At 46.7% G+C, this 16,421-nt stretch carries 12 protein-coding genes and 1 tRNA gene; 2 read left to right on the top strand and 11 right to left on the bottom strand.

Annotated features, from left to right (window positions below; genetic code table 11):
• Nucleotides 1-2: 2 nt before the first annotated feature.
• Together G395_RS0106140 and G395_RS0106135 are read right to left on the bottom strand one after the other, a co-directional pair.
• A complete protein-coding gene (locus G395_RS0106140) occupies nucleotides 3-338 on the bottom strand; it encodes a HipA N-terminal domain-containing protein (RefSeq protein ID WP_026629248.1) in 336 nt (111 codons plus the stop codon).
• 4 nt (nucleotides 339-342) lie between these two features.
• Nucleotides 343-543 carry a helix-turn-helix transcriptional regulator gene (locus G395_RS0106135; RefSeq protein WP_026629247.1) on the bottom strand — a complete coding sequence of 67 codons (201 nt, stop codon included), beginning with the start codon at nucleotides 541-543 and terminating at the stop codon, nucleotides 343-345.
• A gap of 365 nt (nucleotides 544-908) precedes the next feature.
• Between G395_RS0106135 and G395_RS0106130 the strand changes: the two genes are divergently transcribed.
• Nucleotides 909-1,688, top strand: a complete 780-nt coding sequence (locus tag G395_RS0106130; protein ID WP_035360571.1) for a hypothetical protein — start codon at nucleotides 909-911, stop codon at nucleotides 1,686-1,688.
• A gap of 52 nt (nucleotides 1,689-1,740) precedes the next feature.
• Here the strand turns inward: G395_RS0106130 and G395_RS0106125 are convergent, their stop codons facing one another.
• The 8 genes from G395_RS0106125 to G395_RS0106090 form a co-directional block, all read right to left on the bottom strand.
• A complete protein-coding gene (locus G395_RS0106125; protein WP_026629245.1) occupies nucleotides 1,741-2,970 on the bottom strand; it encodes a site-specific integrase in 1,230 nt (409 codons plus the stop codon).
• Between the two features lie 251 nt (nucleotides 2,971-3,221).
• Nucleotides 3,222-3,297, bottom strand: a tRNA-His gene (locus G395_RS0106120).
• Nucleotides 3,298-3,415: 118 nt separating this feature from the next.
• Nucleotides 3,416-4,018, bottom strand: coding sequence for a superoxide dismutase (locus G395_RS0106115; RefSeq protein ID WP_026629244.1), 603 nt, complete (start codon nucleotides 4,016-4,018; stop codon nucleotides 3,416-3,418).
• A gap of 63 nt (nucleotides 4,019-4,081) precedes the next feature.
• Nucleotides 4,082-4,498, bottom strand: coding sequence for a nucleoside deaminase (locus tag G395_RS0106110; protein ID WP_211237755.1), 417 nt, complete (start codon nucleotides 4,496-4,498; stop codon nucleotides 4,082-4,084).
• Between the two features lie 116 nt (nucleotides 4,499-4,614).
• Nucleotides 4,615-8,847 (bottom strand): Ig-like domain-containing protein, encoded by a 4,233-nt coding sequence (locus G395_RS0106105; RefSeq protein ID WP_026629242.1) that lies wholly within the window; start codon nucleotides 8,845-8,847, stop codon nucleotides 4,615-4,617.
• Between the two features lie 79 nt (nucleotides 8,848-8,926).
• Nucleotides 8,927-11,983 (bottom strand): serine hydrolase domain-containing protein, encoded by a 3,057-nt coding sequence (locus G395_RS0106100; protein ID WP_026629241.1) that lies wholly within the window; start codon nucleotides 11,981-11,983, stop codon nucleotides 8,927-8,929.
• A gap of 189 nt (nucleotides 11,984-12,172) precedes the next feature.
• Nucleotides 12,173-12,880, bottom strand: coding sequence for an ATP-binding cassette domain-containing protein (locus tag G395_RS0106095; RefSeq protein ID WP_026629240.1), 708 nt, complete (start codon nucleotides 12,878-12,880; stop codon nucleotides 12,173-12,175).
• A gap of 23 nt (nucleotides 12,881-12,903) precedes the next feature.
• The gene (locus G395_RS0106090) at nucleotides 12,904-14,019 is read right to left on the bottom strand and encodes an acyltransferase family protein (protein WP_026629239.1); all 1,116 of its coding nucleotides are present in this window, start codon (nucleotides 14,017-14,019) and stop codon (nucleotides 12,904-12,906) included.
• A gap of 220 nt (nucleotides 14,020-14,239) precedes the next feature.
• On the opposite strand from G395_RS0106090, the gene G395_RS0106085 reads away from it, so the two are divergent.
• Entirely contained in the window at nucleotides 14,240-14,650 is a 411-nt protein-coding gene (locus G395_RS0106085) for a hypothetical protein (protein WP_026629238.1), read from the top strand.
• Nucleotides 14,651-14,752: 102 nt separating this feature from the next.
• Here G395_RS0106085 and G395_RS0106080 read toward each other — a convergent pair whose 3' ends face one another.
• Nucleotides 14,753-16,420 carry a complex I subunit 4 family protein gene (locus G395_RS0106080; RefSeq protein WP_026629237.1) on the bottom strand — a complete coding sequence of 556 codons (1,668 nt, stop codon included), beginning with the start codon at nucleotides 16,418-16,420 and terminating at the stop codon, nucleotides 14,753-14,755.
• Nucleotide 16,421: the final 1 nt, after the last annotated feature.

The following is a 16,421-nucleotide window of genomic DNA, read 5'->3' as shown; positions in this document are numbered from 1 at the left end:
ATTTAGACATTGTTAACCTCCTCCTGCGGTAAAATGCTTACTGCTCCAATCGCATCCCGGCACAAAGCCAATAGCAGCTCAAAACGATCATTTCCCTTCAACTTCCAATAGTTTTGGGCTACGTTCAATAGCCAGCCTTCCGGAATCAGCCCGTCAAAGAATGGGAATAATACCCGGCTTTCGAATGCACCGCTTTTCAGGGGTAAAGTCAGACTCACAGGCATAGCGTCAGATAATCGCAGATAGGGATCGTTGTACTGGAACGTATATCCTTCATCATTTTCTATCAAAACACCCGCGAATTTGTCTTTATAGTATACATTTGCTTGCTTAGCCATAGCATTAAGATTTAAGGTCTACCACACCGGCTTCCTTGCCAAATAATGCCAGCACCTGGTTGACCTTGTCTAGCCGAAGTGTTTTTTTACCTTGTTCCAGGTCGCGTATGAAGCGTAAGCCAACGCCGGCTTTGGAGGCAAGTTCCTCTTGCGTTAACCCGACAATTTTGCGGCGCTCTTTTAAGAATGTTGAGAAATTAGACATGCTATACCCGTTATGGTATAAAGATAGCAAAAAATATAACATTATGCTATATCGGGTATAAAATGGAGTAGGTCGATAGTTTCATACCATACAAGCTAAATGAATAGAGTTTCTTACCTGTTTGGAGCTGGTGCCAGCTGTAATTCACTTCCAATTGTAGCCAAAATTCCTGAGCGCTATAAAGAATTCCGTGGGACAGTAAGAAATCTCATTTTGATAAACAGAAGCGTGAGCCAATTGACCCAAGGGCGAACCAATATCAGGATGAGATATTTTGGGAGAGTCTTCTTTTTAAAACACTTGGTGATTTCGAAGAGGGCATAATCACTCACTCTAGCGTCGACACTTATGCTAAAAAGCTTTTTTTGACAGCTAGTAAAGACACTCAATATTTGTACAAGCTTTCCCTCTCAAGCTTCTTTGCCTTTGAACAAATAGTAAAAGGGCCAGACAAGAGATATGATACTTTTTTCGCCTCTATCTTAAAGGAAAAAGTAAATGACCTCCCCGATAACATGAGCATTTTATCTTGGAACTATGACAATCAGTTTGAAATTGCCTATTCAAGCTATTCGAAACATGATGAATTACAGAAAGCACGGGATGCGATAAGAATTATTACTAAAAGTGATAATTCTAGTTTTAATCATCCAAGCAACAAATTTCATATTATCAAATTGAATGGGACAACAGCACTACTTGGTCCTGGGGGAAATAGCTCCTTTTTCTTACATGATAAATGCTTTGACCGTGCCAGAGAGTTCTCCTATGACGATTTGATGATGATTACAAACTCGTTCAAGCGCTATGTGACCAATACAGAAATGATGCCTTCTTTATCTTTTGCATGGGAACAGAATGTAGACTATCAATATTCGATATTATTTAAGGCCGTAGAATCCGTTGAGCATATTTCGACACTGGTCATAATTGGTTACTCCTTCCCATTTTTTAATAGGGGGATTGATAGAGGAATATTCGATAGCATGAGGGCCTTGACAAAAATTTATATTCAAGATCCCAGGGCAAACGATATTGTCCAAAGAGTGGAAGAACTTTGTAATCGAAAAGCTAGGCAGAAAAAAGTTGAGATCGTACCGTATGCAGATACTAGCCAATTTTTAATCCCTAATGAGCTTGATTGATTAATTGGCTAAACACTTACAGGCTCAGTCAAAAAGTGTTTAGCCAAAACTTTTACGGATTGTACCCACCCTTCAACCGCTCCCGCAGCCCCTTCATATCCTCACTAATCTTCACGTCCAAGATCTTAGCATAAATCATAGTCTGCTTCAAAGACCGATGCCCTAACATCTTAGAAACCGTCTCAATCGGCACCTTATTACTTAGCGTCACCGTAGTAGCAAACGTATGACGCGCAATATGAAAAGTCAGCGTCTTTGAAATCCCGCACAGATTCGCAATCTCCTTCAAATAAGCATTCATCTTCTGATTGCTCAACACCGGCAGCACGACGCCAGCCGCACAGCATTGTGGATGCTCCTTATATTTCTCAATAATTTCCAGCGCCGTATCCAAAAGTGGAATACGTGTAGGCGCATCCGTTTTCTGGCGGGTGGTATCAATCCACGGCTCGCCATCCATGCCGACAACAATATCTGTCGTCTTCAATTGTTTCACATCAACATAGGCTAGACCCGTATAGCAGCAGAACAGAAAAATGTCCCGCACCTGGCTGATCCTTTCCACTTCGAATATTTTTTCAGTGAGCCGTTTCAGTTCGTCCCTGGATAGCGGATTTTTCACAACCTCCTTCTTCGTCAGCTTGAAACCTTGAAACGGATCTTTTTTCAGCCATTTGTTATTGACGCAGATCAGCACAACCTTTTTCAGATTGCTCATGTACTTGATCGCCGAGTTATGATTACAGCCTCTTGCACTACGAAGCAAAAAATTGAATTCGGTGACAAATTCAAAGTTCAGATCTTTGATTGCCATATCATCCTTCTTATACTTCCACTTAATGAAGGAAGCAGTATGCTCCTTCGCGGTCTTGTAGCCCTTCAAAGTGAGCGGCGCGAACTCTTGTCCGACCAGAGCTTCCATCTGCTCATTGTGGTGCGCAAAGACTTCAAGGATCGTACGGGTTTCATTGCTTTTGCCAAGCAGAATATTTTTTAAGCCCTCAGCAGAAATTTCTTTGTCATCCTCGGTAAGGATCTTCTTGGCCTGGTAAACTTTGGCTGTAAGCAAGTCCAAATATGCATTAAGCGTCTTTGCATCTTCCTTGTTTCCGGCGGGTCTTCCGACAGAAGAATTCCACCTTTCGGTATTCCATAATTTCTTGGTGGATAGTTCGGCGACCTTGCCGTCGACCGTCATTCGCAGATAGATGTAGCGAACTGTTCCTTTTTGATTTCTGGCGGGCTTTAAATAGAAAAGCAGACCAAATGTTTTCTCCAACATAACACAAGCGTTTAAAAGTGGTTAAATATCGAGTTACCACGCTTGCCAATCAAGATGTTTACGGCGTAAACATCTTGTCTATCAATTTGTTACGCCGTTTCCAGTGAGTCTTTTTCTCAAAGTGAGTGAACTACACGAAAGACTCACTGGAAACATGGGAATTTTTGCATTTTTTGACATAGTCTGAAAAACAAAAATGCCCGCAAATCATTGATTTACAGGCATTTTGTTTTACTTTGAACTGTTTTCAAGGGAGGGAGACGGGTCTCGAACCCGCGACCTCTAGAACCACAATCTAGCGCTCTAACCGACTGAGCTACAACCTCCGTTCTGAGGGGAAAACCCCTTTCGAGGACACAAAATTAGGAAAAGGTTTGAAGGTTGCAAGGCGAATGGTGCACTTTTTTTTCAACCTTCAAACCTAAATCTATATTTTTAACCCTTATTACGCGCCAACGTAAAGAGCGTCAGCAGCTTTCCAGTCCACTACGTTCCAATATGCGTCGATGTAATCCGGGCGTTTGTTTTGATATTTCAGGTAATATGCGTGTTCCCACACGTCCAAACCGATGATCGGCGTTCCTTTTGCTTCCGCAATGTCCATCAATGGGTTGTCCTGGTTTGGGGTAGAAGTGATGGCTACGCCGTCGCCGGATTTGATCAACCATGCCCAGCCTGAGCCAAAACGGCCTGTTGCTGCTTTTTTGAATTCGTCTTTGAAAGCCTGGAATGATCCGAATTTCGCTGTGATCGCTTTGCCCAGTTCTCCTGTTGGTTCGCCGCCTCCGTTTGGAGAAAGTGATTTCCAGAAAAATGCATGGTTCCAGTGACCACCGCCATTGTTACGAACCGGTGCCGGTGCTTTGCTGATGTTTGCAACGATTTCTTCTATGCTTTTGCCTTCCAGTTCAGTGCCTGCTACCGCTGCATTCAAATTGGTAACATATGCCTGATGGTGACGGTCGTGATGTATCTCCATGGTCAATGCGTCGAAATGTGGTTCCAATGCATTGTTTGCGTAAGGTAAGGGATCTAGTGTAAACGCCATTTTCAGTGTAGTTTAATGTTTAAAAAATATGCTGTATCACTAGGCTAACAGCAGAAAAAGGCTTTATGTTCTTAATCTCTTAAAAAATTTGAGTAGCAGTTCCTGCGATTCGGTTGCCAAAATTCCGGTTGTAAGAGTCGTTTTGGGATGCAAAATCGCCTTGCCGAGCCTCGAAAATCCACGCTTTTCATCGGCAGCACCAAACACCACGCGGTTCATTTGCGTCCAATAAAGCGCTCCGGCGCACATGACACAAGGTTCGAGTGTTACGTACAGTGTGCAATCCTGAAGATATTTAGATCCCAGATTATCTGACGCGGCGGTGATCGCAATCATCTCTGCGTGGGCGGTTACGTCATGTAATTTTTCGGTTTGGTTATAGCCTTTCCCAATAATCCGCTCGCCAATCACAACGACCGCCCCGACGGGAATTTCACCTTCTTCGTACGCTTTTTCGGCTTGCCGCATGGCTTCGGTCATGAAGTAGTTGTCTAGGATGTCCGCCTGGATATTCAATGTATGGTTTCGTTTATGAATGTAAACGGGACATTCATTGTCAAGCAATAAATGTCCCGTTGAAGCTTCTTGTGTCCTAATTAAGGCTTCATAACGCGCCAAACGGTGCTCTTATTTCCGTTCGTAACCCTCAGCAGGTAAAGTCCGGAAGGGTAGGAGGAGAAGTCTACGTCTGTTACTTTCTGGTTGATGTTTTTCACTGCGCGGGAGCGGCCCGTCAGGTCAATAACCTCCGCGCGGGCTTCTCTTGGTGCAATAGTGCCGTCAATTTCCACGGTGCATTGTGTTGTCACAAGCGTTGGATAAACCTTCACCCAATCAGCAGATGCAGGCGGCTCAACACCCAGGATTGGGTCAACCTGAACTCTTGCGCTGCCAGCTCCTTTACCGGTTCCACAGCCATTGGTAACCTTCGAAATGGTGTAAATGGTCGTGGCTTTTGGCGCTAGTTTGAACGTATAGGGAGTCACGGATGCAGTGATCAGCGAGTCTTTTGTGCCATTGCTCAATGTAATCGTCCACGGCGCTTTTCCTGTGGTTTCGATTTTCATATCGGCTTTATCGCCCATCAGGATCGTTTGGGTGCCGGTAATTGTAGCAACCGGAAGCGGACTTGCCGTGATGGTGATCGCGCTTACGCTGCCTTTTACGGTAAAGTCGGGGTTTTTGCCAGAGCTTACCACGCGAACGTAATAGCTTCCTGCCAGCGTCGTATCCGGGAATGTGGCAGTGATGATATTGGACGAGGCTACGGATGGAATGCTGATAAATTTGGCATCTGTATTTTCCGTGGCGATCTGTACTTTAAATGTGTTTTCGGAAGGGAAATCGCCTGACTGCTGGAATGGAACACTGAACGTTTTTCCGGCACAAGCTTCTGCCACCGACGGATTACCTGAATTAATGGTAGGGACTTTTACCGTTACCAATGCACTGCCGATCGGTAAACCCTTACCGCAAGCGTTGGCAACTTCGGTCAGCAAATAAGTCGTAGTCGTGATCGGCTTAACCATAATCTCGTGGTTAATCTGATCAGTTGTGTCGGTTTTGCCGTCTGAAAGTGCATACATCCATGGGCCATCTCCTGTAAATTTAACCCTGATCGTGGCGGTCTGTCCCAAATCAATGGTAGAGTTGCCGGAGATCGTTGCCGATGGCAATGCTTTGATATGGATCTTGATTTCTTCTTTCGGGCTTTCGCAGCCGTTTGTGCCGGTTTGTGTTACATAGAAAGAATAATCCTGTACTTTTTCTGTAAATGGCGTAAATGGAACGCCTTGAAAATCAGTATCATTTGCATTGCGATACCATTTCAGGATAGAACCTGTCGCATCTAGTCTTGGCGCCACTTCGTTCTGGCAGTAAGCCAGTTGCGTGGTAGTTTGTGGTTTTGGTGTTGTATTGATTTTTACATCAATTTTCGCACGGTCGCTGATGCAGCCTTCCAGGGATTGGCCAACAAAATAGGAGGTTGTGCCGCCTTCTGCCGTAGAAGGGATCGGAGCCGCATCGCTGGCGTCGCCGCCGCTTGCGTTGGTTCCGTACCATTTAAGGATCCCGCCTGTAACCGGTGATGCCGATAATGGCTGCGCGGCAACAAACTGGCAAATTTCAACAAGTGGTTTGTCAACTCCTGGTAAGCCTGGAAGTGGTTTTACGCGGATTTTTTGAGCAATTCTTGGTGATGGACTTTCACAACCTTTTGCAGAAACCTGAGTGGCATAGAATGTTGTTTCACCGGCATTTTTAAGGTTTACAGAAGGAGCCGTTTTAGAAGCAGTTCCACCCGTCAGGGCAGTATACCAATTCACTGTATTTCCGCTGGATGGCTGCGGTTCGAGCGTATAATTTTTGTCTGAACGCTCCTGGCATACCGCTACTGAAACGGTTGGCAAAGCAGCTGGCAGCGCATTGGTAACAACTTTCAGTTCCGCACGGGGACTTTCGCAGGAAAGGCCTGCACTTGCAACGGTCTGGCTTACGAAGTAGGAAACTGTTCCTACTGTGGTGGTCGACGGTTTTGGAGCCGCAGCCAATGGATTTCCGCCTGTTTCAGCAGCATACCATTTTATTACTCCTGTGCCCGTGGCCGTCAATGCTACTGCGTTCGTTACGTCTTTGCAATATTCAACGGTTTCGACAGTTGGTTTGCTTGGTAAAGCCCTAACCTCAAAACTTACAGCTGCCCTTTCACTTTCACAAGTTTTTATGGTTTGTGTAACATAATATGTTTTGATTCCGGCAGTTGAAGTCGTTGGCGTAGGAACGGTCGTTGAACCAACGCCACCCGTTGCACTTTCATACCATTTTAAATTAGTTTTCTGAGCAACAGCGCTTGATAATAGGGATGATGGAACTGTGGTGTTCATACAAACCGGGTCAATTGCGGATACTGTCGGCTTAGCAGGAGAGACACAAGTTGTGATGGTCACCACGATTTCCGAACGGACACTTTCGCAGTCATTGATAGTCTGACTAACATAATAAGTGGTTGTTCCGGCAGTTTTAGTGGATGGAACGGGTGCAGTCGCAGAGGCAGTTCCGCCGGTTGCATTGGTTCCGTACCAGTTCAATGTTGCACCATTCAATGCAGTTGCTTTAAGTGCAACGGCGGCGTCATCAACCGTGTAAGAAACGGGGGAAGTTACCACAGGTTTAGCTGGTGGCGTACAAGCTGTTATGGTTACTACGATTTCAGAACGAACGCTTTCGCAATCATTCAGCGTCTGACTTACATAATAAGTTGTAGTTCCAACAGCATTTGTCGGAGGTGTTGGCGCAGTTGCGGAAGCTGTTCCACCGGTTGCATTGGTTCCATACCAATTTAATTTTGCACCAGTCAACGCCGTTGCGCTCAATGCAACCGCAGCCTGACCTTTTGTATAAGAAACGGGCGTTGTTACCACAGGTTTGGCTGGCGGCGTACAAGCACTTACATTCACAACAATGGCCGAACGCTCACTTTCACAATCATTCAGCGTTTGGCTTACATAATAAGTTATTGTCCCAACCGTGCCGGTGGATGGTGTTGGCGCAGTAGCAGAAGCCGTTCCACCAGTTGCATTGGTTCCATACCAATTTAGTTTAGCACCTGTCAATGCAGTTGCGCTGAGTGCGGATGCAGCCTGGTCTTTTATATATGAAACGGGCGTTGTAACAGTAGGTTTTGCTGGTGGCGTGCAAGCTGTGACATTCACGATAATCTCCGAACGCTCGCTTTCACAGTCATTCAATGTTTGGCTTACATAATACGTTGTGGATCCTACCGTGCCGGTTGGTGGCGTTGGCGCCGTTGCAGAAGCCGTTCCGCCCGTTTCATTAGTGCCATACCAGTTCAATGTTGCGCCCGTTAATGCCGTGGCTTTCAATGTCGTCGCAGCCTGATCTTTTATATACGAAACAGGCGTGGTAACCGCTGGCTTAGCAGGAGGCGTGCAGGCTGTTACATTCACAACAATGGCCGAACGCTCGCTTTCACAGTCGTTCAGTGTTTGGCTTACATAATAGGTTACCGTTCCGACAGTGCCGGTTGCCGGCGTTGGTGCCGTTGCGGAAGCGGTTCCACCCGTTGCATTCGTGCCATACCAATTTAATTTAGCACCGGTTAATGCTGTTGCTTCCAGTGCTGCCGGAGCTTGTCCTTTTGTATAAGAAACGGGCGTTGTCACAACTGGCTTGGGCGGCGGCGTACACGCCGTTTTGGTAACATTAACAACGATTTGAGACCGGTCACTTTCGCAGCCGCCAACGGTTTGGCTTACGAAAAAGTTTTGTGTTCCCTCGGCTTTGGTATCAGGTACGGGGGCGGTTGCTGATCCGGCAGCGCTTGCCTGGGTGTCATACCATTTCAGGCCTGTGCCGGTTGCTTCCAATGCCACAGCTTTGTCTCCGACTTCATAGGCGACAGGTGATGTTACGGCTGGCTTTGCAGGAATTGCATTTACTTTTAATGCCGCGCTTTCGGAGCCGGTGGCGATTGTGACTGCTACCAATACCGAAATAACTCGGACTTTATAGGCTGCGCCAGCAGCTGTGCCGGGAGGAATGGTTGCGTTAATAGGAGATGCTTCAGCAGAGCCAATGGTGGTGGGCGAAGTGAATGCGCCGGTCGCATCGGACAATTGAGCAACAAAGCTGGTCAGTGGGGCAGGAGTGCCTGTAAAGGTAAAAGGAACCGTGACATTTCCACCTGCACAAAGCTCTGTCGGGCTGAGGGCGCCGGTTGTAATCGCTGTCTGGCCAAATGAATTTGCTACGCATAAAACCGCAGCCAGAATTGTAAAAATACTCTTTTTAATAGATGTTCTGTTCATGTATCTGTCTAAATATCTTTCCGCTAACCTGTTTGTCTGGTAAAGTTAGAGATATTTTTCAAATACACTTTCGACTCGATTAAGGAAGCTCGCTTTTCCTTTCAATAAGTGAACTATAGACTACATCCTGGATTTTCCGACGCGTGCGCTGCGTGGTAATAGCCGTGTTTTCAGCGTCCGGATTGACGCGGTTGGAGAGAAAAATAAATACCAGATCTTCTTCCGGATCGATCCAGACCATGGTTCCCGTGAAGCCCGTGTGACCGAAGGAATTTACAGACGCCTGTGAAGATACGTAAGAACTATTTCCATCATTCGGTGCCTTGTCCCAGCCCAGACCGCGGTGGTGGGATTCATCATAAATCCTTGAAAAAAGCGGAACGGTCGCATTCTCGAAATATCTGCGTCCCGCATAATTCCCCTTCCAAAGGTTCATCTGGAACAAAATAGCAAGGTCACGCGCCGTGCCGAAAAGTCCCGCATGTCCCGCAACGCCGCCCACAATGGCCGACATCTGGTCGTGCACCGTTCCCTGCAAAAGCTGGTTACGGAAACGGTAATCCTGCTCGGTAGGCGCAATTTGTTTTTCCGAAAAACGGCGCAGGGGATTGAAACCCAGGTAAGCCAGGCCCAACGGTTCGTAAATGTTGGCCGAAACAAAAATGTCGAGCGGCTGACCGGTCACTTTTTCAACGATCTTCTGCAATGTCAGGAAGCCAAGATCGCTGTACAGATAACCGTAACTTCCCGATCTGTCTTTGCGATTGTTCATCGGCGATTCCACCACCCATTTCCAAACCGAATCGCGCATTGCGCCTTTGGCAAAAAGCTTTGGTGCAACTTGCAGATAATAGGATGTATCCGCTTTGGAACTATAATATTCGGGAAGCAGGCCGCCTGCGCTGGTTTTGGTCCTGTCCCAAAGCGGCGGATAAAACGAAACCAGGCCCGATCTGTGCAAAAGCAAATCCCTGACCGTGAAATTCTGCTTGTTGGTGCCCATTAATTCAGGCAGGTAAGTCGATGCTTTTTGGTCCAGATCAATTTGTTTGCGGTCGTAAAGCAGCATTACAGCCTGCAATGTGGCCGAAACTTTGGTCAGTGAGGCAAGGTCGTAAATGGTCTCCGAAGTGACACGGTCTGGTGTGCGGTAATTGAGGCCGCCGAATTGTTTGTCATAAATGATCTTTCCTTTTCTTGACACTAAAACTTCACAACCCGGAAAAACATGATCATTCACCGCCGCTGTTGCCAGCTCATCGATGCGTTTGAGCGAACTGCCGTCCATACCCACGCTTTCAGGCGTTCCGAAGGCGATCCGGTTGATCGTAGTCGTGGTCACGCCGCTTCCGGCTTTGTATGAAAGTACAGAAACAGGAAGGCGGCCTTGTGATTTTAAGGCGCCGAAAATGATTTGCGGCACAATTTCCTGCTGATCCTTCCCATCCTGGCTTGCGCAGATCAGCGCATCGGTTTCAGGGAAAAACTGGATACTGTAAGGCGTGCCGAACAAGCACAGGATCACTTTTTTGTTTTGTAATTTCAATTGATTCACAAAGTCCACCATGCCCGTCGTAACGCCGTAATTGCTTTTGGGATTGGAAGTTATGCCGTGCACATCTATGATCACGGTGTTGTAATTGGACAAATAACCAATTATTTCAGCGATCTGCGCCTGCGAAGTCGGGCCTTCGTAGAATGTGTAGGAACGCATCGGTTTGTAAGTCGACAGCATTTTCTGGAACGCTACGCTGCTTCCCTCCCCAATGCTCACAGAGGCCATTTTATCATCCATTACCGAGCCGATCGGCAGCAGATCATTGTTGTTTTTCACAACCGTCACCGAAGCCTCGCACAGTTCGCGATAAAGTTCTTTGCTCTTTTCGGTGTTCAGGTCGGCATAAAGATTATTGGTGTCAATAGGCTTGTACTGGCTCAATCCCGACCAGTATTTAGCCTGCAAAATGCGTTTTACCTTATCGTCGATGATTTTTTCGCTGATCCTTTTGGAATCAATGGCGTCTTTAATCTTGGCAACGGTTTCGACAATGCTTTCTGGATAAAGGAGAATGTCGTTTCCGGCGATCAATGCTTTTAGATTCACTTCCGCGGCTTTTCCGGTTTTCAAAACACCGCGCATGTTCATGGCATCCGTAAAAACCAACCCGCGGAAGCCCAGATCCTTGCGCAAAAGCCCGGTAACCACTTTTTCAGACAACGAGCTGGCCAGATTTGGGGTGCTATCCAATGCCGGAATGAACAAATGACCATTCAAAACGCCCATCAGACTGTCCGCGATCATCGCGCGGTAAGGATAAAGATCCGTTTCGGTAAGCTGGTCTATGGAATGCGTGAGAACGGGCAATGTAAAATGCGAATCCGCATCCGTATCGCCGTGGCCGGGGAAATGCTTGGCAGTTGCAATGATCTTGTTGTGCTGCAAACCTTTCATATAAGCGATCGCCTTGCGCGTCACATTATCGCGGTCTTCGCCAAAGGAACGAATGCCGATCACGGGGTTGCCCGGATTGCTGTTAATGTCCGAAACAGGCGCAAAATTGATATGTATACCCAAGCGGCTGCATTGATGGGCAATGTCGCTGCCCATTCTGTAAACGAGTGCGTCGTCCTGGATCGAGCCAAGCACCATTTGTTTTGGAAAAGAAATCGTGCTGTCGAGGCGCATACCCAGGCCCCATTCACCGTCGATGCCGATAAATAACGGAATGTTGGAATGCGATTGATAGCGGTTTGTGAGCTGCGCTTGTCCTACCGGGCCGCCCTGGAAGAAGATCAGTCCACCGATATGGAAATCGCTGATCAGTCGGTCAATATATTTATAATGTGATTCGTCGCGATTGGAGAATGTGGCCACCATGAAAAGCTGGCCGATTTTTTGTTCAACCGTCAGGGAGTTTAAAGTGCTGTCAACCCACTCGTTTTCAGGCAGTACAAGCACAGGATCGAGCCTTTTCTTGGCTTTTTTGGCAGGTTGCTTAACAGTTTCCGGCAATGCGGTAACGGGTTCTGTAAAAACGCGTATGCGCTTCCAGGCAACGGAAACCATTGAGGTTAAAATGACCAGAACGACCACACTTACGACTAAACGAAACCGGCTTAACAACCAATTTTTCATACTCCGAACTACTGATTTTAAAGAGGGAATGTTAGGTTACCTGAATTTTGCACTGCTCAAATGAATTTATCAAAGGTTACAATAATAACAAATTGCGGTCGGAATAAATCCGAAAAAAAGTTGTTTTAATGCAATTCTAATATTTGCTATGCATTGATTCTGGCTTTCAATTTCACTTTAAACCAAACATTACTGCGTCAAGCTCCTGAAAATTTCTTCGAGCGAATCGCCCGTTTTTCGAAGCTCATCTAATGTGCTGTCGCTCACCACTTTTCCCTTATTAATAATGATCACCCGATCACATAATGCTTCTACTTCCTGCATAATGTGGGTTGAAAAAAGCACCGTTTTGTCCTTCCCGGCATTTCGGATCACTTCGCGAATTTCCTGTATCTGATTGGGATCCAGGCCCGTAGTCGGTTCGTCGAGGATCAGCACGGACGGATTATGCAAAAATGACTGCGCAAGTCCCACGCGCTGGCGGTAACCTTTGGAAAGCTGCCCGATCTTCTTGCGCTTCTCTGCTTCGAGGCCGCACAAGGCAGTGACCTCGTCTACCCGCGTCCGCAATTCAGCGGACTTCATGCCATACAATTTTCCTGAAAATAGCAGGAACTCGCTCACATACATATCAAGGTAAAGCGGGTTGTGCTCTGGCAAATATCCTATTGTCCTCCGCGCTGGCATCGGCTCCTCAGATACGTCATAATCAGACACTTTCGCTGATCCTTCCGAAGCTTTCAGGTAGCCCGTCAATATCTTCATCGTCGTCGATTTCCCCGCCCCGTTCGGTCCCAGGAATCCGACGATCTCTCCTTTCTTCAAACTAAAAGAGATCCCATCAATCGCACGCTGCGTCCCGTAGAGTTTGGTTAGGTTATTGACGGTTATCGACATTATTTAATGATTGAATGACTGAATTAAACCTTCAAAAATAGCTTATTCCGGAACAAAAGATACATAAATGCCCACTGAACCATGATATAGGCGATGACTTCTCCTACGGCTTCGATGGTGTGGGGGAAGTAACTGAGTATGCCGCCAAAAAGTGCCTGGGCCGTGTAATTGAAGTTGATAAAGCTTCCTACCATGTAAATCACGATCGAATTCATCCCGATTACGACAAAGAACAATGTCCATTTACGGTAATTCAGCACGTCCACGATCCAGTAGAACAAGGCTAGCAGCAATGTACTGAACCCGCCGGCACAAAGCACGAACGAACTCGTCCATAGATTCTTGTTGATCGGAAAAAAGTAATCCCAAACGACGCATACGAGCAGGCTGATGATCCCAGCAAAAACCAGGTAAACGACTTTCGTATTTTTTGAAATAATTTCTTCACTTGTCCGCAAAAGTTCACCCGCAAAAATCCCCATTAACCCAGTCGCAATGGCCGGAATGGTGGAGACGAGACCTTCGGGATCGTGTATTTTCAAATGCAGCCTGCCAGGAATGACCATTTTGTCGATATAACTCGCTGGATTGCAATCGATGGTGAGTAAGCCTGCGCCGCAGCCCGGGACTGGATAAAATTTCATGAACAGATAGTAACCGATTAAAATGGCCGCGAACCAGATCCAGCGCGTCCTTTTTTCGGTGTATAAATAAATGATCTGCGCAAACATTCCAGCTAGCCCGATCCGCGCCAGGACGCTCGGGTAACGCATGTTTTCCCATTCGGTTTGAAATAAACCATTGTTGTAAATGATGCCCAGCAAAACCAGCGTTAAGCCACGCTGAACCACTTTTTTGATCAGTTCGGAAGGTGGGACGCCTTTTTCCAGTCGGCTGCCCAGCGAAAATGGTGCCGAAACGCCGGCCATGAAAAGAAATGTAGGAAAAATCAGGTCGTAGGCGCGAAAACCGTTCCAGTCGGGGTGGGTGAATTGATGCGCCATAAAAATCGCCCAGGACCAGCCGGTTACTTTTGCGAGCACTGCGAAGATTTCTTCGCCTCCTGAGATCCAAAACATGTCAAAACCACGCAATGTATCCAGGGATAACAACCTCTGCGGCGCAGGACTATCTTTCATTTGATAAAGTAGGGTAAGGAGAAATAAAATTTGGTAAAAAGGGCATAGTTTGGAATAAAATGTACTGGTACTTACTGTAAAGATTGCAAAAAATACTATTTATACTTTCGGGCAAAACTACATTTATTTGAAAATACATATAAGTCTTGTGCAAGATTATATATCAATGCTCCGGCCTTGCGTTATAAGCATCAATATTTTTAACCCATTCATTCACCCCATGAAAAAATTATTAATGCTGGGCCTGGTGGCCGTAACGCTGTTTTTTACAGGCTGCGCCACTTCCAACACCGGAAATAACAATGATAACGACGAAGCTTACCGCAGTGAAGAGCCCGTTACCAACAGCAAACTCAACAACCGCCGCCTCGAAAAAAACCTCGACCGCTTCGCCGAAGAGCTCAATCTCAGCAAACGCCAGCAAAAACAATTAAAGAAAATTGACCGCCGCTACGCCCGCATGGACCGCAAACTGTCCAGAAACGACGAGTCCAAACGCCGCGACCACAAACGACTAGCCGAAGAAAAAAGACAAGAAATTATAGAAGTCCTCACCCCCGAGCAGCAGCAGACATTGCAGGCTTTGGCAAAAAAAGGAAGGTTCAACCTGGATCAGATTTTTGGGAAATAATACTCAAATCCTTAGTTATTATGGTTTTTGGGGATTTGAATCCTTAATTATTATAGTTTTTAGGGATTTGAATCCCAAAATATTATGGTTTTAAGGATTTGGTTATCGCAACCCCTCCAACCAAGCCTCCACAGTAGGCCCGGTGATATCGAACAAGATTCCGGGAAGTAAACCCAACAAAATCGTCAACACAACCAGGGGAAGCAGCATCGCTGTTTCCCTTTTTGTTAGGTCGGAAAGGACGTGGAGGCTGCCGTTTTTGTACCAGAATGCGCCGAAGAACATGCGTTGGTAGGTCCAGAGGAAATATGCTGCTGCTAATACGATGCCTAATGTGGATAATGCGGGGATCCAGACGGGTAATGCATCGGACTGGAAGGCGCCCATTAATGTGAAAAGTTCTCCTACGAAACCTGAGAATCCAGGAAGTCCCAATGATGCGAAGAATGCGATGCCGGTGATGATGGTGTATTGCGGCATGACGGCGATGAGGCCGCGGTAATGGTCGATGCGGCGGTCATGGGTGCGGTCGTAAACCACACCGGTAAGGATAAAGAGCATCGCGGAAAGAACGCCGTGACTGACCATCTGGTAAATGGCGCCATTAATGCCCTCGGCCGTGAATGCGGCAATGCCGAGCAATACAAATCCCATGTGAGAGACCGAGGAATAGGCGATCATTTTCTTCAAATCGGTCTGTCCTAATGCATTGAACCCGCCGTAAATGATGGAAATCATGCCCAATACAGCCAGCGGAACGGCACTATACTGCGCTTCGAACGGGAAAAAGCCATCCACGATCCGGATAAAACCGTAACCACCGATTTTCAAAAGAATCCCTGCCAGCACGACCGAAATAGGCGTAGGTGCTTCTACGTGGGCATCAGGCAGCCAGGTGTGCACGGGAACAACGGGCAATTTCACAGCAAATCCAATGAACAGGAACCAGAATGCGAGCAAACGCAATGGGATGTTGCCGATGAGATATTCGGAAGCGGTGCTAAGCAGCGAGCCGGGAATGTAGTTGTTGGGATCGGCGAGATAAGCGAAACGGAATGTGTGAACGAGCTGCTCAGGTGCGATTTTGCCATCTATAAGCCATTGCTGCACCTGTAAAATAAGGTCGGGATGAATGGGATCTTCCAGGCCTAAAATGCCCACGACTCTGGCCGTTTCCAACGGATCGATCACCGATAAGTACAGCGCGATCATTACAATCAGAATGAGTAAAGATCCGAAGAATGTGTAAATAAAGAATTTCAATGCAGCATATTCACGCCTCGGACCGCCCCAGAGGCCAATAAGAAAATACATTGGCAGCAGCATGAATTCGAAAAACAGGTAAAAAAGGAAGAAGTCCTGCGCCAGAAAACAGCCAATTACACTGCCTGTGAGCAATAAATACAATGCAAAATATGCCCTTGACTTTTGAATAACATTCCACGAACTGATCACCCCTACAAAAAGCACGATTACGGCCAGCAGCACAAGCGGAAAGCTGATGCCGTCCACCGCAAGCGCGTAATCGACCGAAACCACACCCAATGCGCCGATCGGCAAGGTGATCCAGTCGGTGACCTCGCTCAGCTGGTGTCCCGGGTTTTGGTTATCAAAAGAAATATATAAAAGCACCGAAATGATGACTTCCAAAGCCAGCGCAATCAATGCGATGATCCGGAAGTTTTCGGGTTTTTTGGCCGGCCATACAGCCACAGCGGCTGCGCCCAGCAATGGAATGGCAATAAGTAATGTCAGTATATGATCAATCATT

It is taken from the genome of Dyadobacter alkalitolerans DSM 23607 (assembly GCF_000428845.1).
In the GTDB taxonomy this organism is placed as follows: domain Bacteria; phylum Bacteroidota; class Bacteroidia; order Cytophagales; family Spirosomataceae; genus Dyadobacter; species Dyadobacter alkalitolerans.
This window is presented reverse-complemented; position numbering and strand designations above follow the sequence as displayed.

Coding starts and splice junctions, on each gene's coding strand:
- G395_RS0106140 (WP_026629248.1), bottom strand. CDS start 338: ATGGCTAAGCAAGCAAATGTATACTATAAAGACAAATTCGCGGGTGTT.
- G395_RS0106135 (WP_026629247.1), bottom strand. CDS start 543: ATGTCTAATTTCTCAACATTCTTAAAAGAGCGCCGCAAAATTGTCGGG.
- G395_RS0106125 (WP_026629245.1), bottom strand. CDS start 2,970: ATGTTGGAGAAAACATTTGGTCTGCTTTTCTATTTAAAGCCCGCCAGA.
- G395_RS0106115 (WP_026629244.1), bottom strand. CDS start 4,018: ATGGCGTTTACACTAGATCCCTTACCTTACGCAAACAATGCATTGGAA.
- G395_RS0106110 (WP_211237755.1), bottom strand. CDS start 4,498: ATGACCGAAGCCATGCGGCAAGCCGAAAAAGCGTACGAAGAAGGTGAA.
- G395_RS0106105 (WP_026629242.1), bottom strand. CDS start 8,847: ATGAACAGAACATCTATTAAAAAGAGTATTTTTACAATTCTGGCTGCG.
- G395_RS0106100 (WP_026629241.1), bottom strand. CDS start 11,983: ATGAAAAATTGGTTGTTAAGCCGGTTTCGTTTAGTCGTAAGTGTGGTC.
- G395_RS0106095 (WP_026629240.1), bottom strand. CDS start 12,880: ATGTCGATAACCGTCAATAACCTAACCAAACTCTACGGGACGCAGCGT.
- G395_RS0106090 (WP_026629239.1), bottom strand. CDS start 14,019: ATGAAAGATAGTCCTGCGCCGCAGAGGTTGTTATCCCTGGATACATTG.
- G395_RS0106085 (WP_026629238.1), top strand. CDS start 14,240: ATGAAAAAATTATTAATGCTGGGCCTGGTGGCCGTAACGCTGTTTTTT.
- G395_RS0106080 (WP_026629237.1), bottom strand. CDS start 16,420: ATGATTGATCATATACTGACATTACTTATTGCCATTCCATTGCTGGGC.